Raw genomic sequence first — 25,707 nt, forward strand, 5'->3', positions numbered from 1 at the left:
CTAAATTCGAAACCAGCCAAAAAAGCCACCCACCACCACAAACACGGCAGCAGGCAACAGTCTCAACCAATAAATAAATACCGGTATCAACAAAACTTGGCACACTATTGAGTTCTCAAACAACAGATACATACGAATACTTCAGGTTCCAAATTGATACAATCAATTTATAAGTAGAACCGTATTTCACCGCTGCAATATCTAAAGCGTATTTCATTGTCTTTTCCCTTGTCAAATCCGCTTATTCAATCGCATTCGACCCAGGCTTCTCAAACTCACGTCATGAATTGAAGCGCATCCGGCCTCTGCTCAGAGAGCACGCACGGAATCGCAACTAATTTTTTTGGGGGTTTGGTCTCCGCTCCAGCGAGTGAACCGGTCATCTTTCAAACGGTTGACTGCGCTCCTCAGCGGGCGACTTAGAAGACATTACACGCACTGTAGGGAACGCGCAAATCAGCCATGTCAGCGTCCCGGACCACCTGACCGTCGCCGGCGTCGCCGCAGCCGGCGTCGTCAGGGCGTCATCGTCGTCGTCAGGGCGTCATCGTCGTCGTCGTCAGGGCGTGCGGACCTGGACCATCGCCAGGTTCCGCTTCCCGCGCCGCAGCAGCAGGTAGCTGCCATGCAGCAGTTCCGTCTCGGCAATCACCGCGTCCGGGTCCGTGATTTTGGTGTTGTTCACGTAGGCGCCGCCTTCGGACACTATCCGCCGGGCCGCGGAATTGCTGGCGGACAGCCCCGAAGCCACCAGCAGATTAATGATGCCCAGCCCTTCCCCGTTCACGGAGCCGCGCGGCAGTTCTTTCGTGGCCGCCGCAAGGGTGGCCGCATCCAAGCCGGCAAGTTCCCCTTGCCCAAAGAGCGCGGCCGACGCCGCAATGACCTTTTCGGTCGCCTCGGTCCCATGCACCAAGGAGGTGACGTCGTAGGCCAGCTTCCGCTGGGCCTCCCGAAGGTGCGGGCGCTCGGCAACTGCGCCGGCGAGTTCATCGATCTCATTCCTGTCCAGGAAGGTAAAGACCTTCAGCCGCGCCACGACGTCGGCGTCGGCCGTGTTCAGCCAGAACTGGTACATCTCGTAGGGGCTGCACATACCGGCGTCGAGCCAGATGGCGTTGCCCTCACTCTTGCCGAACTTCGTGCCGTCGGAATTGGTGATCAGCGGTGTACCGATGGCGTGGGCGCCCTTGCCCTCCACCTTGCGGATCAGGTCCGTCCCGCTGGTCAGGTTGCCCCACTGGTCCGAGCCGCCCTGCTGCAGAACGCAACCGTAACTGCGGTAGAGCTCCAGGAAATCCAAGCCCTGCAGGATCTGGTAGCTGAATTCGGCGTAGCTGATGCCCTCGTCTGAGTTGAGCCGCGAGGCCACGATGTCTTTTTTGATCATGGTGCCCACGCGGTAGTACTTACCGATGTCGCGCAGGAAATCGATCGCGCTCAGCGGCGCCGTCCAGTCCAGGTTGTTCACCATTCTGGCGGGGTTATCTCCCTCGAAGCTGAGGAAGCGCTGCACCTGCGCTTGCAGGGAGCCGACCCATTCGGCCACCGTCTCCTTGGTGTTCATGGTCCGTTCCGCCGTCGGCCGCGGGTCCCCCACGAGTCCGGTGGACCCCCCCACCAGTCCCAGCGGCCTGTGTCCGGCCAGCTGCAGCCGACGCATGGTGAGCAGCTGCACCAAGTTGCCCAGATGGAGGCTGGGGGCGGTCGGGTCGAAGCCGCAGTAATACGTGATCGGATCGCCGGCGAGCAGCGTCTCCAGCTCTGCCTCGTCTGTGGAGACCTGAACCAGGCCGCGCCACTTGAGCTCCTGCCAAATGTTGGCAAAAGTGGGATCGTTGCGCTGGGCTGCGGTTGCTGTTTGTTCTGACACAGTTCAAAATTACCAGCACGACGGCGGATGCCGCGCCTATTGCCCGACGGCGGCGCGGAGGCGGTCGCCACTGACACCGCTATCGCCGGTTCCGGGACGGGGTGCCGAAGTAACGGCGCAGATGACGGGCGGTCAGAGTGTCTGCGTGAACCAGCAGGTCAGTTGGTGCGGTAAGACAATCCGGCCGCCATCGGTCCCGGGCACCGCGGCCGAGGTCGATATTGCAGTCAACGTGGGCCAGGACGGCCTGCTGATGCTCAATGGCCAGCTTGAGCCGCTGCCGCTCCGCGCCGGACAGAGTGGTCAATGGCTGGCCCAGGCTCAGGTAGCCGAGCCCGACGTCGGCCAGCCGGCTCAGGATCGCGTGCGCGGGCCGGATCCGGAAGACTCCCGGGCCTCGGTCCCCGGTCCTGCAGCCGGGCGCGGTGGTCGAGGCGCCGCCCGGTCAGCCGTTTGGGAATGTCCAAGGGAGACTTTCTTCAGATTGTTTCCCCGCGCACCGCGGACCTGAATGGCAGGGTGCCTGTCGGCCACGGGAGGCTGACGAGCGATCTGTTCGGACGGCACGTCAGAACTCCGGACAGACCGGCAGCAGTTAGCCCTCAATCCCGGCCGGAAGCTCCGACGACGTGATCAACCGCAGCCGCTGGGTGGGACGGGTCATCGAGACGTAAAGGTCGCCGACCCTGCCTGCATTGCCGGCAAGCAGCGCCGCGGGCTCAACGATCACGACGCCGTCGAACTCCAGCCCCTTGGCCTCATGCGGGTCCATCACCACGATGTCCTGCTCAATGGAACCGGCGCCGTGCCCGATCCGGCGCCCGTAGACGGCCCTGAGCGCCTCCGCTGTTGCTTTCACCTGGCTGCGCGGCGTGATGACGGCCAGCAGCCCGCCGTCGATCGCCGCCATTTCCGCCGGCAGCACCTCCACCAGCGTGTCCAGCACCTTACCGGCCGGGACACGGTCGATCACCGGATCCCAGAGCCCCTCCCGCACGGCCTTGGGTGCGGAGACCTGCTGGCCGGCCGCGTTGGCCATCCGCACAGCGGCTTCGGCGATCTGCAGCGGCGTCCGGTAGTTCACCGTGAGCTCCTCCAACTGCCAGCGGTCCCCCATAAACGGCGCGAGAGCCTGCTGCCAGGAACCGGCGCCGGAGGCGGAACTGGTCTGCGCGATGTCACCGACAATGGTGAAGGATTTGACCGGGCAGCGGCGCACCAACAGCCGCCACTGCATGGCCGACAGCTCCTGCGCCTCATCGACCACGATATGGCCGAACGCCCAGGTCCGGTCCGTCAGTGCCCGTTCCGCCGGAGTCAGCCGGCTGTCCTGGACCGCGTTATGGTCCGCCAGATCCTCCGCCGTGAGGATGCCGTCCACGCCCGAATCCGCCATGGCCTGGGTCATGTTGTCGATGGCACGCTCGGCATTGGCGATGTCCCGGCGCCGCTCGGCCTCCTTGGCCCACTGGTGACGACCGCCGGTGGCATCCTGCTCGCCGAGCAGCTCGGCTGCCTCATCCAGCAGGGGAACGTCCGCCTCGGTCCAGAGCGCGTCGGCCCCGCGCAGGAGCGCGTCACGCTCCTGGACGCTGAGCATCGGCGCCGCTGCGTCCAGGATGGCCGGCTTACTGAACAGCTCGGCCACCAGCTTCTGCGGCGTCATCGGCATCCAGGCCAGGTTCAGCGCGATGCGCACGTCCCGGGCCTGCCGGACATCCTCCGCGAGATATGCCCGGTCCGCGGTATTGCCGAACCCGGAGGATTCAATGTGCTCGGTCAGCTGTTCGGTCAGCTCGCGCAGCAGAATCCGCACGAAAGTCAGTCGGGCTTCGTTGTGCGGCTTCCCGGTGGCCCGGGCCTTGTCCCTGGCGCGCCGGACCTGTCGCTGCGTCAGCAGCAGCGTAGTACCTTCGACGTCGAGCTTGCGGTCTTCGGCTGGAATTCGCTGCCGGTTCGCCACGGCATTGCGGATCACCTCCGCCATCAGGATGCGGCCCTTGATCTCCGCGGCTTCGGGGTCTTCCACGGCGGTGGCCGCGATGCCGGGCATCAGCCGCCCGACACTGGCCATGACGACGCCCGTTTCGCCCAGGGACGGCAGGACGCGCTCGATGTATTTCATGAACGACGACGACGGTCCCACCAGCAGGACGCCAGCGGACTTGAGCCGGTCCCGGTGCGTGTAGAGCAAATAGGCGGCGCGGTGCAGCGCAACCGCTGTCTTCCCCGTGCCCGGGCCGCCCTGCACCACGAGGGCGCCGGAAAGCGGAGCGCGGATAATCCTGTCCTGCTCGACCTGGATAGTGCCGACTATGTCCGACATCCGCCCGGTCCGCTTGGAATTGAGCGCCGCCAGCAGCGCACCCTCCCCCTGCAGCGAGGCGCCCTCATGAAGCATTTCCTGATCCAACACATCGTCTTCGATGGCCTTGACATTGCGGCCGTTCAGGATCAGGTGCCGACGTCGGCGCACCCCCTGGCGCTCAAAGGCGGTGGCCTGGTAAAAGGTGCCGGCCTCGGGCGCCCGCCAGTCCACCATCAGTTGGCGGAGATCGTCGGTGGACAGGCCGATGCGGCCGATGTACCGCGTTTCCCCGGAGTCCAGATCCAGCCGGCCGAATGCGAGCTTGTCATCCACGGCATTCAGCTGCGCCAGGCGGTTCTCATAGAGCGAAGCAAAGGCGTCCCGCTCCGAGCGCATCTGGTGCGTTCCCATGGCCGTGGTACGCCGGACCTGCTCCAGCTGTTGTAGTTTCTCCTGTCGGAGCTCATCCAAGCGGGCGTAAAGCCCCGCTACGTACTCCCGCTCATGGGCGAGTTCAGCATCAAGCATTGCGGCGATCCCTTTCGCAAAAGGCAGACCGTCCATTCTACCGGTATTTCCCTGAACGCATATGAAGCACGTCATAGAACCGGTTGCCGGATCATATTGGACGTGACGCGGACGCTGAACAGCGGATAGCCGCTGCTGGCTGCGGCCTCCTTAGAGGCGCATCAGCGAGCGCACCCGGTGACCGGCCAACGCCGCGCGGCCGCGTAGTTCACCGAGTTCAAGCACGACGCCGAAACCGGCCACGTGCACGTTCGCCCGCTCAAAGAGCCGAGCCGCCGCGGAAAGGGTTCCGCCGGTGGCCAGCACGTCGTCCAGGATCAGCACCCGGCTGCCCGCAGGGACGTCCCCTTTATGGAGTTCCAATGCAGCGCGGCCGTACTCCAGGGAATAGTCCTCACGGTAGACCTCGCGAGGCAGCTTGCCGGCCTTGCGCACCGTGATCACGCCGGTCCCGGTGGCATAGGCGGCCGCGGCCGCGAGCAGGAACCCGCGGGCCTCAATCCCGGCGACGGCGTCGAACCGGCCGGCGAAGGGTTCAACCAGAGCGCCGACCACCGCATGCAGCGCCAGTCCGTCGGCGAAGACCGGGGTCAGATCCTTGAAGGAAATCCCCCGCTCCGGATAATCCGGAACCGTCTTGGTCAGCCGGGAGATGATCGCTTCCACGCTTTCGCGGGGTGGTGTCGAGCGCGGGGCGATGCCCGGAGTTGCTCGCGGGGCGGGGAAATCGGAAGCAGCAGAAGTCACGTCTCCACGGTACCCGCATCACCGGTAACCTCGGTCATGGGTGCCGCCGAGCGCTCAGTGCTGATCAGACGGGCGGTACGGTCCAGCACGTCGTACACGAAACATCCTTTTTCGCCGTTCCAACAGGAGACGCCCTAGCTCCGAACGATCCGTCCCGGGGAGCGCTGGGGCGGTGGAGGTGTAGATATTGCCGAGGGGTGTGCTGGTTTGCACGGTGTGCCGGGTGCCGCGAGGGGATCCGTGGGATGCGGCTCTCGGTTTTGTTTTCCTGGCTCCTGATGGTGGCTCGGGGCGGGGTGTGGAGGACCAGCCGGGCGTTTCTTTCCGAAGATTGCAGTGTTGACACAATCCCTGTCCGTTAAGTCCGCTGGTCTGACCTCCGCCCTCGCCTTTGTGTCTATCCCGGTACGGGATGACGTGATCTATGTGTCTGATGGGTGCATCGCACCAAGGGGTCCGGCAGGTCTGATCCCTGGCGATGATGAATCTTCGTAGTCCGGGTGGGAAGAGCCTGCCTTTGGAGTCCATCCCGACGGGTTGCCCGGTGCCGGGAGCGGTGTAGAGCCGGCGGATCCAGACCCGGAACGCCGGATCTCCCATCGCCGTGGCGATACCGGCACCAGTACCAGCACCAGCACCAGCGCTTGGCCCCGTCCCGGGGTTCGCCGTGGCGGCGTGTGCCCCGGTTTCCCCGTGCCGGATGAGGTTTCGGGCCCATTGTGCGGGGACCGTTCCATAGCCGGTGAGGTGGGCCGGTTCGCTGTCTCCTTGGAGCAGGGTGCGGTCAGTCATGACGAGCTGGATCTCCACCCCCGTGATTCCGCCGGGGGTGCCGGTGATGTGCTGGACGAGGGTGTCGGCCATGATTTGTCCCCTGCCGCGGTGGTCGCCGGCGGCGCGGAGGGAATCGGCTTCCCGGGACAGGGCGGCGTAGGCGGAGACGCCTTGGGCGACGGGGAGGAGGGCGGTGAGGTTGACCATGGTGTCCGGGGCCGGCCGGCAACTGACGTGCCGGTCTAGCTCGGCTTTCGCGTTCCGGGCCATGGCGGAGTGCGGATCAAGCCGGTACGCGACCCGTTTGGTTGCTGCGCTGATCTGTCCGTCACCCATGCCGTCCATCGCACCCGTGTCGGGGGCGAGTTCGGTGTCCACGGCACGGCGGTCATCGAGGCTGAGGAATGCGGTCTCCTGCACCATGAGTGTGGCCCGGTACTCGTTCAATTTTCCGGTGGCCAAGGCGGTGAGGGTGTGCGGCATCTCCGCCACGAGTACCTTCGCTATTCCCAGGAGCTGATTCCCCTTGTGCGGGGACTGGCGGCGGGCCAAGGCTATCTGGTCCCCGATATTCTTCCCCAGTTTCTCCGCAGCGATCCCGGCGTTTTCCTGGGCCCGGCGCTGGGAGGCATCAAACGCCGCCGCGTCCCGGGCCTGCGAGGCGCAGAGAGCTGATTTCAGTTCTTCTTTCGCCCGCAGCAGCCCGATCCGTTCCGCGTCATCAGAGTCCTCCGGATTGATTCCAGCCAAAGTGGTGATCCAGCCCCGGATCACCGCCTCATTCACCCGGAGGGCGTTATCATCCGTAGCGGCTGCGGTCGAGGCGGATGGGACCGGCGAAGCGTGATTCGTTTCGCTGCTTCTGTCACCTGTTCCACCATCATCGAACATGTGTTCTAGTCTAGCATGATAAACTAGAAAATAAATAATAAATTTTGAGTTGGAGGTGGCCTTTTGGCGGTGCTTGGTGACGTTGGTCGGGGTCACCGCGCGGCAGCGGGTGGCCACAGCCGGCCACTGAACACCGAAAAATGTGGCCGGCCTTGAACGAGCACCGTATGGTCGGAAGTCGTTGGTCGAGCTGGGAGACCGTGCAACTAGGAAGACCGTGCAACTAGGAAGACCGTGCAACTAGGAAACAGCGGGACGTTTTCGCACTACAGCGGGCTTGTAGCGGGAAACGGTCGGGTCTGCGGCAATCCAGTACCGCCACGGGTAACTGGCCGATCCCCCAGGTCCGCCCAATCCGACGCGTGGACCGGTGAGAATGTCATCCGGTGCCAGCGCCGAAGCCAGTTCCACGCTGAAATCCCCGCCCAGCGCCCAGGCCCCGTTGTGTTCCCTGCCCATGGCCAATGCCGTTGCCAGCCGGGCCGGGCCCTGCGCCAGCTCTTTGTCCCTGCGGGCAGCAGGTCGGCGGGCACGGGCAATGCCGATGCCTTCCACCACTTCCCCCGCCCGCAGCAGGCAACCCGAGGATGTGCCCGCCGGGGAGCAGACGAGGTTGGCGCAGTAATGCATGCCGTAGGTGAAATAGACGTAAAAGTGTCCGGCCGGGCCGAACATAGTGGTGTTGCGCGGCGTTTTCCCGCGGTAGCTGTGCGAGCCGGGATCCGGCGCGGCGGAGTCGGCGGGTCCCATGTACGCCTCCACCTCTGTCAGGCGCACAGCTACCGTGCCATCGGCGCTGCGATGCCGGACGACGGCGCCGAGCAGGCGGGGCGCGACAACGACGGAGGGCTGCTGGAGCAGTTCCAGCAGATCGGATTCGGCAGCCATGGCAAAACCGTAGCAGTCGCCTGCTCGACGGCACGATTCGAATCCGCCGGCCCATACCCGGGTAGGATGCCGACTATCCAAGGAAACATCAGCACAAGGGAGTCGCCACGCCATTTGGTTATATCGGCTCAATGAGGACCAAGCCCGGGCGCCGGAATGAAGTCGTCGGCATTCTGCTCAACGGCACCGACGGTTTACGCGCTGCAGGCTGCCAGGCATACGTCGTCGGGCTCTCCGATAGCGACGAGGACGTGATCTGGGTGAGCGAAGTGTGGGACACCAAGGAGCACCACCACAATTCCCTGCAGCTGGCCGCAGCCAAGGCAGCTATTGGCAGGGCCATGCCGATGCTGACCGGTGAATTCACGTCCCAAGGGATGACTGTGGCCGGCGGCGTGGGCCTGTAACCACAGGAAGGCGCCCCGCAAAAGACGCACCATCGCCATGTCTGATTTCCGCTAGCAGACCCCGCTAATGCCTGCGAACATGGAGTCATGGACTTTTCGCAACGGTACCGGGTGATTGAATCCAAGGACGCCCGCTTCGACGGGCAGTTCTTCACCGCGGTGCGCACCACCGGCATTTATTGCCGCCCGTCGTGCCCCGCCAGGACCCCGAAGCCCGCCAACGTTTCTTTCTTCCAAACGTCGGCCGCGGCCCACGACGCCGGGTACCGCGCCTGCAAACGGTGCCTGCCGGAAGCAGTTCCCGGTAGTCCGGATTGGAACGTCCGTTCCGACGTCGCGGCCCGCGCGATGCGGTTAATCGCCGACGGCGTCATGGACCGCGGCGGCGTGAGGGAACTTTCCGCCCGGCTTGGCTATTCCAGCCGCCAGCTCAACAGGATCGTGACCGCCGAGCTGGGTGCCGGTCCACTGGCTCTGGCACGGGCCAGCCGCGCTCAGACCGCCCGCACTCTTCTGACCGCTTCGGACATCACGTCAGCCGATATCGCATTCGCCGCGGGATTCAACAGCATCCGTCAGTTTAATGAAACCGTGGCCGAGGTATTTTCCATGACTCCAACCGCATTGCGCACACGAGGCCAACGCCGACATCAGCACTCGCATTCCGCGGTCTCGGCTGCCGGATCTCGGGCTGGCAGGACCTCGGATGCCGGATCTCGGGCTGGCAGGACCCTGGCTGCTGGGACGTTGGCTGCCAGCACCTTGGCCGGCGCCACCTCACCTTCCGGCCTAGGGGCAGCCGGGGATTCCGAAGTTGCCGGATCGGCACGGGGCACGCCGGCTGAGCTATCGTTGACGCTGCCTTTCCGGAAGCCCTTCGATCCGGGAATCTTCGCCTTCCTGGCTGCCCGCGCCGTGGCAGGTGTGGAGGAAGGGGACGCCAACCGGTACGCACGCGCCTTAGCTCTCCAGTGCGGGCACGGTTGTTTTGAGCTGCGCTGGACGGGAGCCGCACTGGAGCTCACCGCCCGGTTGGAGGATCTGCGTGACCTTCCGGCCCTGCTCAGCCGGGTGCGCCGGCTCTTCGACCTCGATGCGGACCCCGTCGGCATCGATGCCGTGCTGAGCGCGGACCCCGTCATGGCACGCCGTGTCACGCTGGTTCCCGGCATTCGTCTGCCGGGTGCTTTGGATGCCGGCGAAATTCTCATCCGGGCCATGATCGGCCAGCAGATCACCGTGGCGGCCGCGCGCACCGCGCTCAACCAACTGGCCGCCGTCGGACTTCCCAGCCGGACGCCGTCGGGCACGTTGGTACGGCATTTCCCGACGCCGGCGCTGATTGCCGAACACGGACCTGGAATTCTGCGTGGGCCGCGCAGACGGATCGAATCGGTCTGCGCCGTCGCCGGATTGCTCGCCAGCGGCGAGCTCGTTCTCGGCATCGAAGATGACCTTTCGGCGCTGACCGCGAAGCTGCTGCCGTTGCCGGGAATCGGTCCGTGGACGGTCGGATACGTTGCGATGCGGGTGCTCGGGGCGCCGGACGTTTTTCTGACCAGCGACGCGGCAGTCCGCAACGGCTTCGCCAGGCTCAACGAAAGACCCGAGGGCACTCACCGGTCTGAGGGGAGGGGCGCGGCCAGCTCCTGGACCGGCGCACTGTCCCTCACTCACTATGCCGCCCGGTTCAGTCCGTGGCGCTCCTACGCCACCATGCATCTGTGGCGCACCGCCGCCGCCAAAGCAGCGGCGGCCACCATAGCTCCACAAACCACATCCCATGAGAAAGCATCGCAATGATCGCCGAGACCCTGACCATGAATACGCCGGACGGACCCTTCACTGTCATTTCCGCCGACGGGGCCGTGCTGGCCTCCGGTTGGACCGCCGAGCTGGACGAGCTCACGGGCCAGATCCATCCGACGCTGCGCCCCGCCGGCTACACCGCCGTGCGGTCGCTCGGGTCCATCTCCGACGCCGTCGCCGCCTATTACGACGGACGGCCCGAGGACATCATGGATGTCACGGTGCTGCAGAAATCCGGGCCATTCCGGGCCCACGCCTGGGATGTGCTGCGCACGGTCTCCCCCGGGAAACCCGTCACGTATACCGAATACGCGCTGCTGGCGGGAAACCCAGCCGCGGTGCGGGCCGCGGCAAGCGCCTGCGCCTTCAATGCCGCGGCACTCTTTGTGCCGTGCCACCGGGTGGTCCGGACCGACGGGACGTTGGGCGGCTTCCGCTGGGGGCTGCAGATAAAGGGACGCCTGCTGGCCCGCGAAGCCGTGGCCTGATCGGCCGTCAGGCGGCGCGGCATCTACTGCGCCGGGTGACGTTGACCGCCCCCGCGGATCGATCGGTGGGCCGGATTGGAGGACAAAGTCGGTGACGTTGCGGGCGGCTATTTGGGCGCGACGCCGGACGGCCATGGGAGCAGTTCTGGGAGGTCGACGGCGTCTGCCGCGGCTTCGGCGCGCAGGCTGCCCAGACTCGGTGTCCGGCCGGCGAGCCACGCGGCGAGATCCGTCAACATCCCGCTGACCGACACGGAGCTTCCGCCGCTGTTTTTGTTTTCCAGCGTCAGCGCGGGCAGCCCGAGCGGCTGAAGTTTCAGCCGCAGGCCCGCAGGAACCCGGGGCTGGAGGAAGCCGAATAGGTGGCTGCAGAATTCGCCCGACCAGGTTTCCGGGCCCCGACCCACCTCCAAATCGGACAGGTGGATCACCAGCTCCCGCCAGAGAGCCAGCCCGCCGTCATAAACAACGCCGTTTCGGTAGGTGATCGGCAGCTGCCAGCCCGCCTCATCGAGACCGCGCAGATCCGTCAGGACCCGGTTCAGCGCGCCCTGCAGCGCGGCGAGGTGTTCCGCGGCCGTGTTGCCCGCAGCGACCTCGATCGAGCGTGTTCTGCCCTCAAACCCGCCGTCGTAGAATTCGATACTTTCACCTTGGGCGGCATATTCGCACTGGCGCGCCACGGCATTGGCGACCCCCCTCAAATGGGCCAGCACGTGGCCGCGGGTCCAGCCCGGGAGCGCGGAGGGAGCGCTGATCTCGTTCTCCGTCAGCGCGGTGGTTTTGGCCAGCAGGATCTCTGCAGCGGCGTCGAGATCGGCCAGCAATTCGTCAGTCGAAATTCTGGCGCTGGAAGGCCATCTCGTGAACGGTTCGGTGGAGGAAGGCTCAGTCATGGAGACAGCCTAGCGCAGACAACCCAGCGCCGGTCGGTGGGGTAACGGGGGCACCCGCCAGCAAACCGCAACCACCACCGCCAAACGTTCATCGGTGTAGGAAGGTACGCGCCTGAGCGAGCTGGAGCTGGAGGGCATCGAGCTGGGCAAGGACGGCCGACGGCGCCGTGCCGCCTTGCGCGCTGCGGCTGTTCAGCGACCCTTCCGTGCTCAGGACGGTGCGCACCTCGGGAGTGAGCTGCGCCGAAATCCCGGCGTACTCCCCGTCAGTCAGATCCCACAGCTCGACACCGCGGGCCTCCGCCAGTTTGACCGCCGACCCGGACAGCTCGTGAGCTTCCCGGAACGGCACGCCCTGGCGGACCAGCCATTCCGCGATGTCAGTGGCCAGGGCGAACCCCTGCGGAGCCAAGGACTGCATCCGCTCGGTGTTGAACACCAGGGTGGCGATCATGCCTGAGACGGCCGGCAGCAGCAGTTCGAGGGTATCCGCCGCGTCGAAGACCGGTTCCTTATCCTCCTGCAGGTCCCGGTTGTAGGCCAGCGGCAGGCCCTTGAGCGTGGCGAGCAGCCCGGTCAGATCACCGATCAGCCGGCCGGCCTTGCCCCGGGCCAGCTCGGCGACGTCCGGATTCTTCTTCTGCGGCATGATCGAGGAGCCGGTTGAATAGGAATCGTCGAGGGCGACGAAGGAGAATTCCTTGGTGGCCCAGAGGATGACCTCCTCGCTGATCCGGGACAAATCCACCCCGATCATGGCGGCAATCCAGGAGAATTCGGCGAAGACATCGCGGGAGGCGGTGCCGTCGATCGAATTCCAGGTGGCAGAATCAAAGCCCAGTTCCGCAGCCACGGCATTGGGATCCAGGCCCAACGATGAACCCGCCAGCGCACCTGATCCATAGGGCGACACTGCCGCGCGCTTGTCCCAGTCCTGCAGTCGCTGGACGTCACGCAGCAAGGCCCAGGCATGGGCCAGCAGGTGATGGCCCAGCAGCACCGGCTGGGCGTGCTGCAGGTGGGTGCGGCCGGGCATGGCCACGCCATGGTGCCCCTTCGCCTGGCCGACTAGGGCATCCACCACGGAAAGCACGCCTCCGGCGACGATCCGCGCATGGTCGCGCAGGTACATCCGGCCCAGCGTGGCAATCTGGTCATTGCGCGAGCGACCGGCACGGAGTTTGCCGCCCAGCTGGACCCCTGCGCGTGCAATCAGTCCGCGTTCCAGCGAACCGTGGACATCCTCGTCGGACTCCGCCGCCGTGTAGGCCCCCGATTCCACGTCCGCCCCCAGCTCGGACAGTGCGTCGAGCATGCCGGCCAGCTCGCCGCCGTCGAGCAGTCCGGCCTGGTGCAGCACGCGGGCGTGTGCCTTGGAGCCGGCAATGTCGTACAGTGCCAGCCGCCAGTCAAAGTGCGTGGACTTGCTCAGCGCCGCCAGGGCGTCCGCCGGTGCGCCGGCGAACCGGGCGCCCCAGAGCGCACCCGTGTTGGTCCCCGAGCGCTCCCCACCCCTGCTCTGTCCGGCCGACGGGTTCGGGTCAACCACCGCTACTGCCCGGCCACGCGCTGGTCGCGGGAGGACGCGACCTTGGAGGACATGCCCCAGAGCTCGATGAAGCCCTTGGCCTGGGACTGATCGAAGGTGTCCCCGGTGTCGTAGGTCGCGAGGTTGAAGTCGTACAGCGAGGTCCCGGAACGGCGTCCATCCACCACAGCCGCGCCGCCATGCAGGGTCATTCGGATGTCCCCGGTGACGTACCGCTGGGTGTCCTCGATGAAAGTGTCCAGGGAACGCTTCAGCGGGGAAAACCACTGGCCGTCATAGACAAGTTCGCTCCAGCGCTGGCCCACGGTGGCCTTGAAACGGGCCTGCTCGCGCTCAACGGTGATGTCCTCCAGGTGCTTGTGCGCGGTGATCAGCGCCATGGCGCCGGGGGCTTCGTAGATTTCGCGGCTCTTGATGCCCACCAGCCGGTCTTCGACGACGTCGATCCGGCCCACGCCCTGCGCACCGGCGCGGCGGTTCAGTTCCTGGATGACCGCCAGTGCGGAGAGCTTGACGCCGTCGACCGCCACGGGCACACCGCGCTCGAAGGAAATGATGACCTCGTCCGGTGCCGGCGGGAATTCCGGCGTGGCCGTGTAGTCATAAATATCCTTGGTGGGACCGTTCCAGATGTCTTCCAGGTAGCCGGTTTCCACGGCCCGGCCCCAGACGTTCTGATCGATCGAATACGGGTTCTTCTTGGTCGTCTCGATCGGCAGGCCCTTGTCCTCGGCGAACGCGATCGCCTTGTCACGGGTCAGGGCCAGGTCGCGGACCGGCGCGATGCATTTGAGGTCCGGGCCCAGGGTCTGGATACCCACCTCGAAGCGGACCTGGTCATTGCCCTTGCCCGTGCAGCCATGGGCCACGGTGGTGGCACCGAATTCACGGGCAGCCTTGACCAGGTGCTTGACGATGACGGGACGCGAAATGGCAGACACCAGCGGGTAGTGCCCCTGGTACAAACCGTTGGCCTTCAACGTCGGGACGCAGTAATCGTCGGCAAATTCCTCGCGTGCGTCGGCGACATAGGCCTCAACGGCACCACAGCCGAGGGCGCGCTGGCGGATGGTTTCCAGCGATTCACCGCCCTGCCCGACGTCAACGGCGACGGCGATCACCTCGGCACCGGTGGCTTCGCCGATCCAGCCGATGGCAACGGAAGTATCCAGGCCACCGGAGTAGGCCAAAACAATGCGGTCAGTCACTACATGCTCCTCAATTGGGTGTCATTCATCTTGAAACTACGTTAAAGGCTCCGGCGCTGGCGGGCTACCAGTTCGCCGATGGCTCGGCCGCGAACTGCAGGAAACGCCCGGCAACGTCGGCCCCGCCCTGCGGGTCACGGGTGATCAGCATTACCGTGTCGTCGCCGGCGATGCTGCCCAGTACGGTGGGCATCACCGAATGATCGATCGCCAGGGCCAGAAAATTCGCCGCCCCCGGTGGGGTCCGCAGCACCACAATGTTCGCCGACGCCTCGGCCGTGACGAGAAGTTCGGCGCACAGCCTGGTCAACCGAGCGTCCAGCAGCTCCTGCGAAACGGCCGAATGCGGGGTTCGGTCGCCGCCTTCCCGCGGCAGTGCATACACCAGGGTGCCGCCTTCTCCCCGGACCCGGACGGCCCCGAGCTCCACAAGATCCCGCGACAGCGTTGCCTGCCCCACGACGAGTCCGTCATCGGCCAGCAGCGCCGCGAGCTCCGCCTGTGACCGCACGGGTCGGCTCGTCAGCAGGGCAACGATGCGGCCCTGTCTGGCGGTTTTAGTGGCCGGCATCCCGGCGGCGGGGGCGGCGCTCATCAGGCCGGCGCCCCGCCGGCTGCGGCCTTCTCCGCCCCGGTGACCGGAGCGTCATTGTCCTGACGCGCGGACTGTTCCACGAGCCAGACCATCAGCGCCTTCTGCGCGTGCAGCCGGTTCTCGGCCTCGTCCCAGACCACGGACTGCGGCCCGTCGATGGCATTGGCGGAGATCTCGTAGCCGCGGTACGCGGGCAGGCAGTGCAGGACGACGGCGTCGGGCGCCGCCTTGGCGAGCGCGTCGTCGTCGAGCGCGTAGTCCTTGAACAGCTCCTGCCGCGCGGCTTTCTGGTCTTCCTGCCCCATCGAAACCCAAGTGTCCGTGGCCAGCACGTCGGCGCCGGCACAGGCCGCCGCGGCATCCGTGGTGACCAGCACCGAGCCGCCGGTCTCCGCGGCCCGGGCCTTGGCTGCCGCGACGACGGCGGAATCGGGCAGGTACCCTTCCGGGCCGGCAATGCGCACGTGCATGCCCGCGGTGACGCAAGCCAGCAGGTAGGAATTGGCCATGTTGTTGGCCGCATCCCCCAGGTAGGTTAGGGTCAGGCCGCGCAGTGCTCCTTTGTGCTCCTGGATCGTGAGCAGATCCGCCAGCAGCTGGCACGGATGGTACTCATCGGACAGCGCATTGATCACCGGCACCGAGGAATTGGCTGCCATTTCCTCCAGCCCGGACTGCGCATAAGTGCGCCAGACGATGCCGGCAACCATCCGTTCGAGGACCTTGGCGGTGTCGGCGATGGATTCCTTGTGTCCCAGCTGCGAATCCCCCGCGCCGATGATCAGCGGCACCCCGCCGAGATCCGCAATGCCGGTGGCGAAGGAAACCCGGGTGCGCGTGGAGGTCTTGTCAAAGATCACGGCGACGGTTTTGCGCCCCGCGCCCGAGCCGGCGAAGGTGCTGCGGGAATAGGGTTCCTTTTTCAGCGCGGCGGCCAGGGCCAGGACCTCGCCCTGTTCGGCCGGCGACAGATCCGTGTCGACGAGAAAATGGCGTGTCATGATGGTTCTCCCTTAGTGCTGATGCCGGTGCTGCTGATGCTGCGTGCCGCGGCGGCGAGAATGGCGGGCAGCGCGGTCAGGAACCGCCGGGCCTGGGAATCGGTCAGAATGAGCGGCGGCGCCAGCCGGATGGTCGCGGGGCGGGGCGCGTTGATGATGAAGCCGGCGTCCAGGGCCAACCGAACCACCTCCGCCGCCATCGGGCGGCCGAGATCGAAGCCAATCAGCAGGCCATGCGCCCGGACCTCGGTGACACCCTCGATGGCGGCCAGGCCAGCCGCGAGCGCAGCCCCCACCCGGCGGACATTGCCGAGCACATCACGGGACTCGATCACATGCAAGGTGGCGAGCGCGGCGGCGGTGGCGACGGGATTGCCGCCGAACGTGGTGCCATGTTGGCCGGCGGAAAGCAGCTCCGAGGGCCCGGTGCCGATGGTGATCAGCGCCCCAATCGGGAACCCCCCGCCCAGGCCCTTGGCCAGGGTGACGGCGTCCGGCAGTTCCACCGCGTCGGCGCACGGCCCGCCGTCATTCCCGGCAGCTCCCGGGATCCCCGCGAACCACTCACCGGTACGGCCGATGCCGGTCTGGACCTCATCCAGGATCAGCAGGGCTCCAGCGGCGCGGGTGAGTTCCCGCGCGGCCTGCAGATATTCGGCCGAGAGCGGGCGCACACCCGCCTCCCCCTGGATGGGTTCGAGGATGACCGCGGCCACGGTTTCGTCGACGGCGTCGCGTAGGGCGGCAATGTCGTTGAAGGGAATGTGCAGCACCCCGGCCGGCATCGGCTCAAAGGGTTCGCGGTATGCATGTTTGGCGGTCATGGCAAGTGCACCCATGGTCCGGCCGTGGAAGGCCCCTTCGAGGGCAATAATCACGCTCCGTGCGGGACCCCCCGGCTGACTATGGGTCTTTCCATGGGCGCGCGCCAGCTTGAAGGCCGCCTCGTTGGCCTCCGTCCCGGAGTTGGCAAAGAACACCTTGGACCCCTCCGGTGCACCGCAGATCCCGAGCAGCTTCTCGGCCAGGGCGATCTGCGTTGGGCTGGTGAAGAAGTTGGAGACGTGCCCCAGTGTGGCCAGCTGGCTGGCCACCACGGACGTCACGAACGGGTGGGCGTGACCGAGCGCATTGACGGCGATGCCGCCCAGCAGGTCCAGATATTCATTGCCGTCCACGTCCCAAACCACCGCCCCGTTGCCACGCACCAGGACCCGCTGAGGAGTGCCGAAGACGCCCATCAGGGAGTGCGAATACCGCGCGAGCCAGGCGTCCCCGCCGGCGCCTGTCCCGACTGGGCCTGCCATGCCGGGGCCTGCCATGCCGGGGCCCGCCGTGCCGGCATCGCATGTGGCGTGTGCATCGTCTGTCATGATGGTTCCCCTTCGTCCGGAAAAACCTGGGTGCCGTTACCGGCGGTTGTGATGAGCTCCAGCAGCATGGAATGCGCGCTCCTGCCGTCCACCACGGCGGCACGCTGCACGCCGCCGTCGACCGCCTTCAGGCAGGCGGTCATCTTCGGGATCATGCCCGATTCCAGACCGGGCAGCAAATTGCGCAGCTCGGTGGCGCCAATCGCGGAGATCAGCGACGATTTGTCCGGCCAGCGGGCGTAAAGGCCTTCCACATCGGTCAGAATCACCAGCCTGGAGGCCTGCAGCGCCACCGCCAGCGCGGCCGCGGCGGTATCAGCGTTGACGTTGAGCACCGATTCCGCATGCCCGAGCTCCGGTGCCACGGTGGAAATGACCGGGATCCGGCCGGCATCGAGCAGGTTCAGGATGGACCCCGGGTTCACACCCACCACCTCGCCCACCTGGCCCAGGTCGACGTGCTCGCCGTCGACCGTGGTCCCGGTGCGCTCGGCTTGCAGCAGCGCACCGTCCTCCCCGGACAATCCCACGGCATAGGGCCCGTGGGCGTTGATGAGCCCCACCAGCTCGCGCCCCACTTGTCCCGTGAGCACCATCCGGACCACGTCCATGGCCTCCGGCGTGGTGACCCGCAGCCCGCCCTTGAACTCCGATTCAATGCCCAGCCGGCCCAGCATCGCGTTGATCTGCGGGCCGCCGCCGTGCACCACCACCGGCTTGATGCCCACGTGGTGCAGGAAGACGATGTCCTCGGCGAACGCCCGGCGCAGCTCGTCGTTGATCATGGCGTTTCCGCCGTATTTAACGACGACGACGGTGCCGGCGAAGCGCTGGATCCAAGGCAGCGCTTCGATCAGTGTGGCGGCCTTATCCTGGGCTGCTGCGACCGATGTCATGAACGGATCCTTATGTTTCGGTGGGTCAAATTTCGGTGGCCGAACCGGATGCGGTCGCTACGGGTTGGACCGGTGGCTGCGGCGCGGGTCAGGAGGAGTAAGCGCTGTTTTCTTCAACATACTCATGCGTGAGGTCATTGGTCAGGATGGTGGCGGTGGCCTTTCCGGCCTGCAGATCGATTTCCACGTTCACTTCCCGCGGTGTCAGGTCCACCAGGTCCCGGGACTCCCCGATCATCCCGTTGCGGCAGACCTGCACGCCGTTGATCGCGACATTGAGCTGATCGGGTTCGAAGACCGCATCCGTGGTGCCGACGGCGGACAGTACGCGTCCCCAGTTCGGGTCGTTGCCGAAGATCGCGGTTTTGAACAGGTTGGAGCGTGCCACGGCACGCGCGGCGAGTTCGGCATCGTGCTCGGTGGCGGCGTTGATCGCCGTAATGGCAATGTCGTGGCTGGCACCCTCGGCGTCGCCGATCAGCGCACGGGCCAGCTGCCTGCACAGTCCGGTCAGCCCGGCGGTGAATTCGGCCAGCTCCGGATAAACCCCGGACGCGCCGGAGGCCAGCAGCAGCACCGTGTCATTGGTGGACATGCAGCCGTCCGAATCGGCGCGGTTGAAACTCACCCGGACCGCGTCGCGCAGGGCCGCGTCCAGCCCGTTCGGTTCGACGACGGCGTCGGTGCTGATCACCACCAGCATGGTCGCCAGCCCGGGGGCGAGCATGCCTGCGCCCTTGGCCATGCCGCCGATCGAATAGCCGGCCCCGGCAAAGACAGCCTCCTTGGCCACCGTGTCGGTGGTCATGATCGCCTCGGCCGCCGCCGGGCCGCCGTCGTCCTTCAATGCCGCCGAAGCGGCTTCGATGCCGGGCAGGAGCTTGTCCATCGGCAGCTGCTCGCCGATCAGACCCGTGGAACAGACCGCCACATCAGCGGCGGACAGACCCAGCAGGTCCGCCACTTTCTCCGCCGTTGTGTGCGTATTCTGGAAGCCCTGCGGGCCCGTGCAGGCATTGGCGCCGCCGGAATTGAGCAACACCGCATCCACCCGACCGTCGCCGAGCACCTGACGCGACCAGTGCACGGGGGCTGCGGCCACCCGGTTGGACGTGAAAACGGCGGCGGCGTGCTTTAGCGGCCCGTCGTTGACCACCAGGGCAAGATCGGACCTTCCGGAGACCTTCAGCCCGGCTGTCACACCGGCGGCCCGGAATCCTGCGGCGGTTGTCACGCTCATGGTGCTACTCCTTGGAAGGTCAGGCCTGTCGTTTCGTCCAGGCCGAGGGCAATGTTCATGGACTGCACCGCGCCGCCGGCGGTGCCCTTGGTCAGATTGTCGATGGCGCAGCAGACAATCACGCGGCCGGCATGCGCGTCGAAGGCAATCTGCAGCGCCACGTGGTTGGACCCCTGGACGGACTTGGTCGAGGGCCATTGACCGGGCGGCAGAACGTGGACAAACGGCTCGTCCTCGTAGGCATCCAGCCAGATCTGCCGCAGTTCCGCTTCGGCAGCGTTGCCTGCGCCGGCTATATATGCGGTGTCTTCTTCGGCACCGGTTTCTCCGATGCTGCCTTGACCGACGCTGCCTCGATCGACGCTGTCTTGACCGATGCTGGCGCGCATCCGCGGGACGACCTTGGCCGTGGCCGTGGCCAGGATCCCGCGGCTCATCGGCGCCAGCGTGGGTGTAAAGGACACGGTGACGGCAGTTCCAGCGGCGGCGGAGAGGCCCTGTTCGATCTCCGGCGTGTGCCGGTGTCCGCCGCCCACGCCGTAGGGGCTCATCGAGCCCATGACCTCGGAGCCGATGAGGTTGACCTTAGCGGTCTTGCCGGCACCCGAGGTTCCGGACGCCGAAACGATGACGACGTCGTCGGGCATCAGGGCGCCTGCCGCGAAACCGGGGGCCAGCGCCAGCAGCGCGCTGGTCGGGTAACAGCCCGGGACGGCGATCCGCCGGGCATTCCGCAGCCTTTCCCGGTGCCCGGGCAGCTCGGGCAGCCCGTACGGCCAGGTGCCGGCGTGGGCGGAGCCGTAAAACTTCTCCCAGGCCGCCGGATCCTCGAGCCGATGGTCGGCGCCGGCGTCAATCACCAGGGTGTCCGCAGGCAGCTGGCGGGCGATCTCCGCAGACGCACCATGCGGCAGGGCCAGGAACACCACATCGTGGCCGGCAAGGTTGTCGACAGTGGTCTCCTCCAGCAGCCGGTCCGCCAGAGAATGCAGGTGCGGCTGGAGTTCGCCCAGACGCGCCCCGGCGTTGCTGTGCGCTGTGATGGCGCCGATCGTCACCTCCGGATGGCCCGCCAACAGGCGCAGCACCTCTCCCCCGGCATAACCGCTGGCTCCCGACACCGCTACAGAGATCGTCATGGACCCAGCATACAGCAGATTTATTCATAGCCACCGATATTTATGCATATTTCGCGGCACCTCCTCCAACTGAGTCGCAGATATGGCACCCAAAAGGCGATTTGAGTGCCATAAATGCGACCCAGTTGGGACGGGAGGTTTGCGGCAGGTCCTAGCATGGAGATGAGACCCATCCGCATATCCAGCTGAGCAAATGGAGCCATCTCATGAGCGAGAACATGAAAGCGATTGTCGTCACGGAGACCGGTGGTCCCGATGTCCTGCGGGCAGCCGACGTCCCGATGCCGCTGGCCGGACCCGGTGAACTGCTGATCAAGGTGGCCGCCAGCGGGGTGAATTTCATCGAGACATACCAGCGCAGCGGCCACTACGCCATTGATCTGCCGTATACCCCAGGTTCTGAAGCTGCGGGCAGCATCGTCGCGGTAGGGGACGGCGTGGAGGACTTCGCCGTCGGGCAACGCGTCGCCACCGCGGAGGGCCGGTCAACCTATGCCGAGTTCACCGTCGTCGAAGCCGCGAAGGCGCTTCAGGTTCCCGATGGAGTGTCCGACGACGTAGCTGCCGCACTGCCGCTGCAGGGCATGACGGCGCATTACCTGATCAACTCCTCCTACCATGTGGAGCCAGGGCAGACGGTGCTGACCCATGCCGGTGCCGGCGGCGTCGGGCTGCTGCTCATTCAGCTGCTCAAGGACCGCGGCGCACGGGTGATCAGCACCGTCTCCACCGACGAAAAGGAAGCGCTGGCACGCGGGGCCGGGGCGGACGAGGTGTTGCGCTATGACGGCTTTCCCGAGCGGGTGCGCGCAATCACCGACGGAACCGGTGTTGATGTCGTTTACGACGGCGTCGGAAAGAATACGTTTGACGGCTCGCTTAGAGCGCTGCGGCTGCGCGGAACGCTGGTACTCTACGGAGCCGCGTCCGGTCCGGTGCCGCCGTTTGATCTGCAGCGGCTTAACGCGGGCGGCTCACTGAGCATCACCCGGCCGAAGCTGGGAGACTTCCTGCAGAATCCGCAGGAACGCCGCTGGCGGTCCGAGGAGGTTTTCACGGCCGCCGCCACCGGGAAACTGGAGGTGCGGATCGGTGCACGCTATCCGCTGGCCGAGGCAGCACAGGCACACACCGATCTGCAGGCCCGCAAAACCACCGGCAAAGTTCTGCTCGTGCCTTAGTCTCCGTCACCTTGCGCCCATCGATCCCGATGGGTGCAGCACTTCGCACCCAGGTCCCAGCATTAAAACATGGGCGCGAAGAGCTACACCGATAGGGAAAAGGGCGCGGCGCTAGCCCCTCAGGACTGCTCCGAACCGTTCGGCGGCAACTGCAACGGCCGCTTCCCGGGCCGCGGTGGCTTCGTCCGCTGTCAGCGTCCTGTCATCGGCCCGGAACCGCAGCCCGAAGGCCAAGGACTTCCGGTCCTCGCCGATCCCGGTTCCGCGGTAGTCATCGAACAGCGCTACATCTTCGAGCAGTTCCCCGGCCCCCTCGCGAAGTGCCGCCAGCACGTCTTCGGCCGGAATCCGGGCCGGAACCACGAGGGCAACATCCTGGGTGGCGATCGGAAAGGTGGAGATGTGCTTGGCCACAATGACGTCCGGCGCGGCCTCGAACAGCTGGTCGGCGTCCAGTTCCAGCGCCACCGAGCGGGCAGGCATATCCAGCTCCGCCAACAGCTTCGGATGGAGCTCACCGGCGTAACCGACAACATCCCCGCTGCGCAGTGTCAGCACCGCGGTGCGCCCGGGGTGGAACGCCTGGTGCAAACCCTGGCTGATCACCACCTCGACGCCGAGGACAGCGCCGATGAGGCGGACAAAATCCAGGGCGTCAGCATAGTCCCAGGCCCGCGCGGAGTGGCCCGCGGCCAGCGGGGAATCCTTGCCCGTCAGTACGGCGCCGATGTGCAGCGGCTGCTCCGGCACCCCATCATAGAGCGCGGCCAACACGTCCTCGGAAGGCAGCAGGCCCAGCGGCGGAATGCTTTCGGTGCCCTGCGTTCCGTCCGGGAGGAACACCAACCCGGCCTCAAACAGGGCCACGTCGCGGAAGCCGCGGGAATGGTTGCGCTTGGCCACCTCGATCAGCCCCGGCAGGATCGAGGTCCGCAGGTAGCCGTTTTCCTCGCTCAACGGGTTTGCCAGCTTGATGGCGGAACGCTCAGCCCCGGCGTCGGCCACACCGAACGTGTCGTTGTCTTCCTTGGAAATGAAAGGGTAGGCCAGGACTTCGGTCAGGCCGGCGTCGGCCAAAGCCTGCAGTGCACGACGGCGGAGCTGCTGTGGGCGCGAGAGGCCGCGGCCTGGCGGGGCCACCGGGAGCGTGGCGGGAATCTTGTCGTAGCCGACCAGCCGCGCTATTTCCTCGGTCAGATCTTCCGGCGTTTCCAGGTCGTGGCGCCAGCTAGGGGCGGTGACCCGGTAGCCGCCGTCGATCTTTTCCACCGTGCCGCCCACATCGGTGAGCGCCGTGACGATCTGGCCATCGGTGAAGTCGATGCCGATCAGGGCGGAGGCAAAGCCGGACGGCAGCGTGATAGTGACCGCCGCGGGCTCGGTGCCGACGTCGGTCACGGTGGTCTCCTCGGTGCCGCCGGCCAGTTCCACGAGCAGGTCGATGACACGCTGCGCGGCCTTGTCGGCCATCTGCCAGTCGACGCCGCGTTCGAAGCGCTTGGACGCCTCGGATGGCAGTTTGTGACGGCGGCGGGAGCGCGCGACGCTCACCTCGTCAAAGTGGGCGGCCTCGACCAGGACGTTGACGGTGGCGTCAGAACACTCGGTGGAGGCACCGCCCATGAGACCGGCGATGCCGATCGGGCCCGCACCGTCGGTAATGAGTAGGTCCTCCGGGTCGAGGGTGCGCACCTTGCCGTCGAGGGTCCGCAGGGTCTCCCCCGGGGCTGCGCGCCGAACCACGATGCCGTCGGCCAGTTTGTCGGCGTCGTAGCAATGGGTCGGTTGGCCTAGTTCAAACATCACATAGTTTGAAATGTCGACCGGCAGCGAGATGGACCGCATGCCTGCCAGGCGCAGACGGGCGGACATCCAGGCCGGTGTTGGCGCGGTCGGGTTAATTCCGTGGACCGTCCGTGCTACAAAACGGTCGCAGCCGGGCTTGCCGTAGATGGGGGCCGCATCCTCGAGCCGCACCGGATAACCGGCGCCGCTGGAACGTGTGACAGATATCCGTGCCGCCGGATCGAGGAAGGCGGTGCCGGTGGCGTGCGCGAATTCACGGGCCACGCCGCGGATGCTGAGCACATAGCCGCGGTCCGGCGTCACGTTGATTTCGGCGGCCTCGTCATGGAGGCCGAGCAGTTCGAGGGCGTCCGTGCCGATCTCGGGGTCCAGGCCCAGAGTGCCCAGCACCAGGATACCGTCGTGGTCCTCGCCGATGCCCAGCTCACGCACCGAGGCAATCATGCCGGCAGAGACGTGCCCATAGGTTGTCCGGGGCGCGATTCTGAAGTCTCCGGGCAGCACGGCGCCGGGGAGGGTGACCACCACCTTGTCCCCAACCTCGAAGTTGTGGGCGCCGCAGACGATGCCCTGCACGCCCGACGGATCAACGCCGTCGCCTGTCAGGGTCTGGGTCAGGCCTTCGGGGACAACGCGGACCTCGCACCAGTTGATGGTCTTGCCGTTGGTTTGCGGCTCCGCCTGGAGCGAGAGCACCTGGCCGACGACAATCGGGCCGCTGATATCATCGCCCGGGCGGTGCACACCCTCTTCCTCAAAACCGACTTTGACCAGTTCGGCCATCACATCTTCGGCAGTCGCGTCCGCCGGTACCTGCGCAAACCCGCGCAGCCAGGAAAGTGGGATTCTCATGCCTAGATCTCCATCCCGAAGTGCTCGCTGAAACGTACATCGCCCTCGATCATGTCCCGCATATCGCCGACCTCATTGCGGAACATCAGGGCACGTTCAATGCCCATGCCAAAGGCAAAACCTGAATAAGTCTGTGGATCAATACCGGCCGCGCGGAGCACGTTCGGATTGACCATCCCGCAGCCGCCCCATTCAATCCAACGCGGGCCGCCCTTGGCACCGGGATGCCAGATGTCCAGTTCCGCGGACGGTTCGGTGAACGGAAAGAAGTTTGGACGCAGCCGGACCTTCGCCTCATCGCCGAAGAGCTGGCGGGTGAAATGCTCCAGTGTGCCCACCAGATCCGCCATGGAAAGGTCCTTATCGATCGCCAGGCCCTCGAACTGGTGGAACACCGGGGTGTGCGTCGCATCGAGCTCGTCGGTGCGGAACACTTTACCCGGGCACAACACGTAAATGGGCAGCTCCCGTTCCAGCATGGACCGCACCTGCACCGGGGAGGTGTGTGTGCGCAGCACCAGATGAGCCTCCGGAGGCTCCACGAATAAGGTGTCCTGCATTTCGCGCGCCGGGTGGTCCGGCTTGAAGTTCAGCGCGTCAAAGTTGAACCACTCGCTCTCCAGCTCCGGCCCTTCCGCGATTTCCCAGCCCATGCCCACAAAGATGTCGCTCACGCGCTCCTGCAGCGTGGAAAGCGGGTGCCGTGCGCCGGCACGACGGCGGCGCGCAGCCGCGGTGACGTCGACGGTTTCCTCGACCAGGATCCGCGCGGCGTCTTCGGCCTCCAGCTCGGCGGTCCGGGCCGCGAGCGCCTTACTGACCTGGCCGCGCGACGCGCCCATCAGCTTGCCGGCCGCTGCCTTCTGCTCCTTGGCCAGCGAGCCGATGCCGCGGTTGGCCAGGCTCAGCGGGGACTTTTCCCCCGTGTGCGCCAGCCGCGCGGCCTTGAGCCCGTCCAGCGTGGCGGCGGCGGCGAAGGCGGCAACCGCCTGCCCGACGGCGGCAGTTATGGACGCTTCGTCGGTCGGGTCGGGTGCGGCCTGCGCGCCAAGGACCGCCTCCGGTACCGCCTCCGGGACCAATGCCGGTACCGTTTCGGGTACCGCGGCGTCTGCTGCTGGGGCGGATTTCTCGGTTTTGTCAGACATCTACTGTTGTTACCTAAGCTCGTCAGGACAGGGTGGCGGGTCGGTTTCCCGCCCCGCCCAGTCTAGTTGAACCCGGAGCGGAGCCTTGAACCGGGGCGGAGCCGAATCGC

At 66.0% G+C, this 25,707-nt stretch carries 21 protein-coding genes; 4 read left to right on the plus strand and 17 right to left on the minus strand.

The window, feature by feature from the left end; all coding sequences use genetic code 11:
- Positions 1–559 precede the first annotated feature (559 nt).
- The 6 genes from tyrS to QMG52_RS14850 form a co-directional block, all read right to left on the minus strand.
- Positions 560–1,873, minus strand: coding sequence for a tyrosine--tRNA ligase (gene tyrS, locus QMG52_RS14825; protein WP_283561175.1), 1,314 nt, complete (start codon positions 1,871–1,873; stop codon positions 560–562).
- Positions 1,874–1,952: 79 nt separating this feature from the next.
- Positions 1,953–2,180, minus strand: a complete 228-nt coding sequence (locus QMG52_RS14830) for a hypothetical protein (RefSeq protein ID WP_502920541.1) — start codon at positions 2,178–2,180, stop codon at positions 1,953–1,955.
- A 288-nt stretch (positions 2,181–2,468) separates the two neighbouring features.
- The gene (locus QMG52_RS14835; RefSeq protein ID WP_283561176.1) at positions 2,469–4,709 is read right to left on the minus strand and encodes a HelD family protein; all 2,241 of its coding nucleotides are present in this window, start codon (positions 4,707–4,709) and stop codon (positions 2,469–2,471) included.
- Between the two features lie 150 nt (positions 4,710–4,859).
- Entirely contained in the window at positions 4,860–5,366 is a 507-nt protein-coding gene (locus QMG52_RS14840; protein WP_434621259.1) for an adenine phosphoribosyltransferase, read from the minus strand.
- A gap of 144 nt (positions 5,367–5,510) precedes the next feature.
- Positions 5,511–7,016: an HNH endonuclease gene (locus QMG52_RS14845; protein WP_283561177.1), complete on the minus strand. Its 1,506-nt coding sequence runs from the start codon at positions 7,014–7,016 to the stop codon at positions 5,511–5,513.
- A gap of 345 nt (positions 7,017–7,361) precedes the next feature.
- Positions 7,362–8,009 carry a DNA-3-methyladenine glycosylase gene (locus tag QMG52_RS14850; protein ID WP_283561178.1) on the minus strand — a complete coding sequence of 216 codons (648 nt, stop codon included), beginning with the start codon at positions 8,007–8,009 and terminating at the stop codon, positions 7,362–7,364.
- 131 nt (positions 8,010–8,140) lie between these two features.
- Here QMG52_RS14850 and QMG52_RS14855 point away from each other — a divergent pair, with 131 nt between their 5' ends.
- The 3 genes from QMG52_RS14855 (at position 8,141) to QMG52_RS14865 (ending at position 10,713) form a co-directional block, all read left to right on the plus strand.
- Complete coding sequence (locus tag QMG52_RS14855; RefSeq protein ID WP_283561179.1) at positions 8,141–8,416, plus strand: putative quinol monooxygenase; 276 nt, start codon at positions 8,141–8,143, stop codon at positions 8,414–8,416.
- A gap of 87 nt (positions 8,417–8,503) precedes the next feature.
- A complete protein-coding gene (locus QMG52_RS14860) occupies positions 8,504–10,219 on the plus strand; it encodes a DNA-3-methyladenine glycosylase 2 family protein (RefSeq protein ID WP_283561181.1) in 1,716 nt (571 codons plus the stop codon).
- The gene (locus QMG52_RS14865; protein ID WP_283561182.1) at positions 10,216–10,713 is read left to right on the plus strand and encodes a methylated-DNA--[protein]-cysteine S-methyltransferase; all 498 of its coding nucleotides are present in this window, start codon (positions 10,216–10,218) and stop codon (positions 10,711–10,713) included. The genes QMG52_RS14860 and QMG52_RS14865 overlap by 4 nt, the downstream gene beginning before the upstream one ends.
- Positions 10,714–10,820: 107 nt before the next feature.
- Here QMG52_RS14865 and QMG52_RS14870 read toward each other — a convergent pair whose 3' ends face one another.
- The 9 genes from QMG52_RS14870 to argC all read right to left on the minus strand — a co-directional run bounded on the left by QMG52_RS14870 (position 10,821) and on the right by argC (position 20,610).
- Positions 10,821–11,609: a maleylpyruvate isomerase family mycothiol-dependent enzyme gene (locus tag QMG52_RS14870; protein ID WP_283561183.1), complete on the minus strand. Its 789-nt coding sequence runs from the start codon at positions 11,607–11,609 to the stop codon at positions 10,821–10,823.
- An 88-nt stretch (positions 11,610–11,697) separates the two neighbouring features.
- Entirely contained in the window at positions 11,698–13,158 is a 1,461-nt protein-coding gene (gene argH / locus QMG52_RS14875) for an argininosuccinate lyase (RefSeq protein WP_283561184.1), read from the minus strand.
- A 2-nt stretch (positions 13,159–13,160) separates the two neighbouring features.
- A complete protein-coding gene (locus QMG52_RS14880) occupies positions 13,161–14,366 on the minus strand; it encodes an argininosuccinate synthase (protein WP_283561185.1) in 1,206 nt (401 codons plus the stop codon).
- A gap of 64 nt (positions 14,367–14,430) precedes the next feature.
- Positions 14,431–14,961: an arginine repressor gene (locus tag QMG52_RS14885; RefSeq protein ID WP_283561186.1), complete on the minus strand. Its 531-nt coding sequence runs from the start codon at positions 14,959–14,961 to the stop codon at positions 14,431–14,433.
- Complete coding sequence (gene argF / locus QMG52_RS14890) at positions 14,961–15,962, minus strand: ornithine carbamoyltransferase (protein WP_283561187.1); 1,002 nt, start codon at positions 15,960–15,962, stop codon at positions 14,961–14,963. Before argF ends, QMG52_RS14885 begins: the two co-directional genes overlap by 1 nt.
- Positions 15,959–17,284, minus strand: coding sequence for an acetylornithine transaminase (locus QMG52_RS14895; RefSeq protein WP_502920544.1), 1,326 nt, complete (start codon positions 17,282–17,284; stop codon positions 15,959–15,961). The genes argF and QMG52_RS14895 overlap by 4 nt, the downstream gene beginning before the upstream one ends.
- Positions 17,285–17,331: 47 nt before the next feature.
- Positions 17,332–18,231: an acetylglutamate kinase gene (argB, locus tag QMG52_RS14900; RefSeq protein ID WP_283561188.1), complete on the minus strand. Its 900-nt coding sequence runs from the start codon at positions 18,229–18,231 to the stop codon at positions 17,332–17,334.
- A gap of 88 nt (positions 18,232–18,319) precedes the next feature.
- Positions 18,320–19,471: a bifunctional glutamate N-acetyltransferase/amino-acid acetyltransferase ArgJ gene (gene argJ / locus QMG52_RS14905; RefSeq protein WP_283561189.1), complete on the minus strand. Its 1,152-nt coding sequence runs from the start codon at positions 19,469–19,471 to the stop codon at positions 18,320–18,322.
- The gene (argC, locus tag QMG52_RS22360) at positions 19,468–20,610 is read right to left on the minus strand and encodes an N-acetyl-gamma-glutamyl-phosphate reductase (protein ID WP_283561190.1); all 1,143 of its coding nucleotides are present in this window, start codon (positions 20,608–20,610) and stop codon (positions 19,468–19,470) included. The genes argJ and argC overlap by 4 nt, the downstream gene beginning before the upstream one ends.
- A 206-nt stretch (positions 20,611–20,816) precedes the next feature.
- Between argC and QMG52_RS14915 the strand changes: the two genes are divergently transcribed.
- Positions 20,817–21,791 (plus strand): quinone oxidoreductase family protein, encoded by a 975-nt coding sequence (locus QMG52_RS14915; protein WP_283561191.1) that lies wholly within the window; start codon positions 20,817–20,819, stop codon positions 21,789–21,791.
- Positions 21,792–21,902: 111 nt separating this feature from the next.
- On the opposite strand, the gene pheT is transcribed toward QMG52_RS14915, so the two are convergent.
- Entirely contained in the window at positions 21,903–24,449 is a 2,547-nt protein-coding gene (gene pheT / locus QMG52_RS14920; protein ID WP_283561192.1) for a phenylalanine--tRNA ligase subunit beta, read from the minus strand.
- Positions 24,450–24,451: 2 nt separating this feature from the next.
- The gene (gene pheS / locus QMG52_RS14925; protein ID WP_283561193.1) at positions 24,452–25,597 is read right to left on the minus strand and encodes a phenylalanine--tRNA ligase subunit alpha; all 1,146 of its coding nucleotides are present in this window, start codon (positions 25,595–25,597) and stop codon (positions 24,452–24,454) included.
- Between the last annotated feature and the right edge of the window lie 110 nt (positions 25,598–25,707).

This window comes from Paenarthrobacter sp. PH39-S1, assembly GCF_030063245.1.
GTDB lineage: Bacteria > Actinomycetota > Actinomycetes > Actinomycetales > Micrococcaceae > Arthrobacter_M.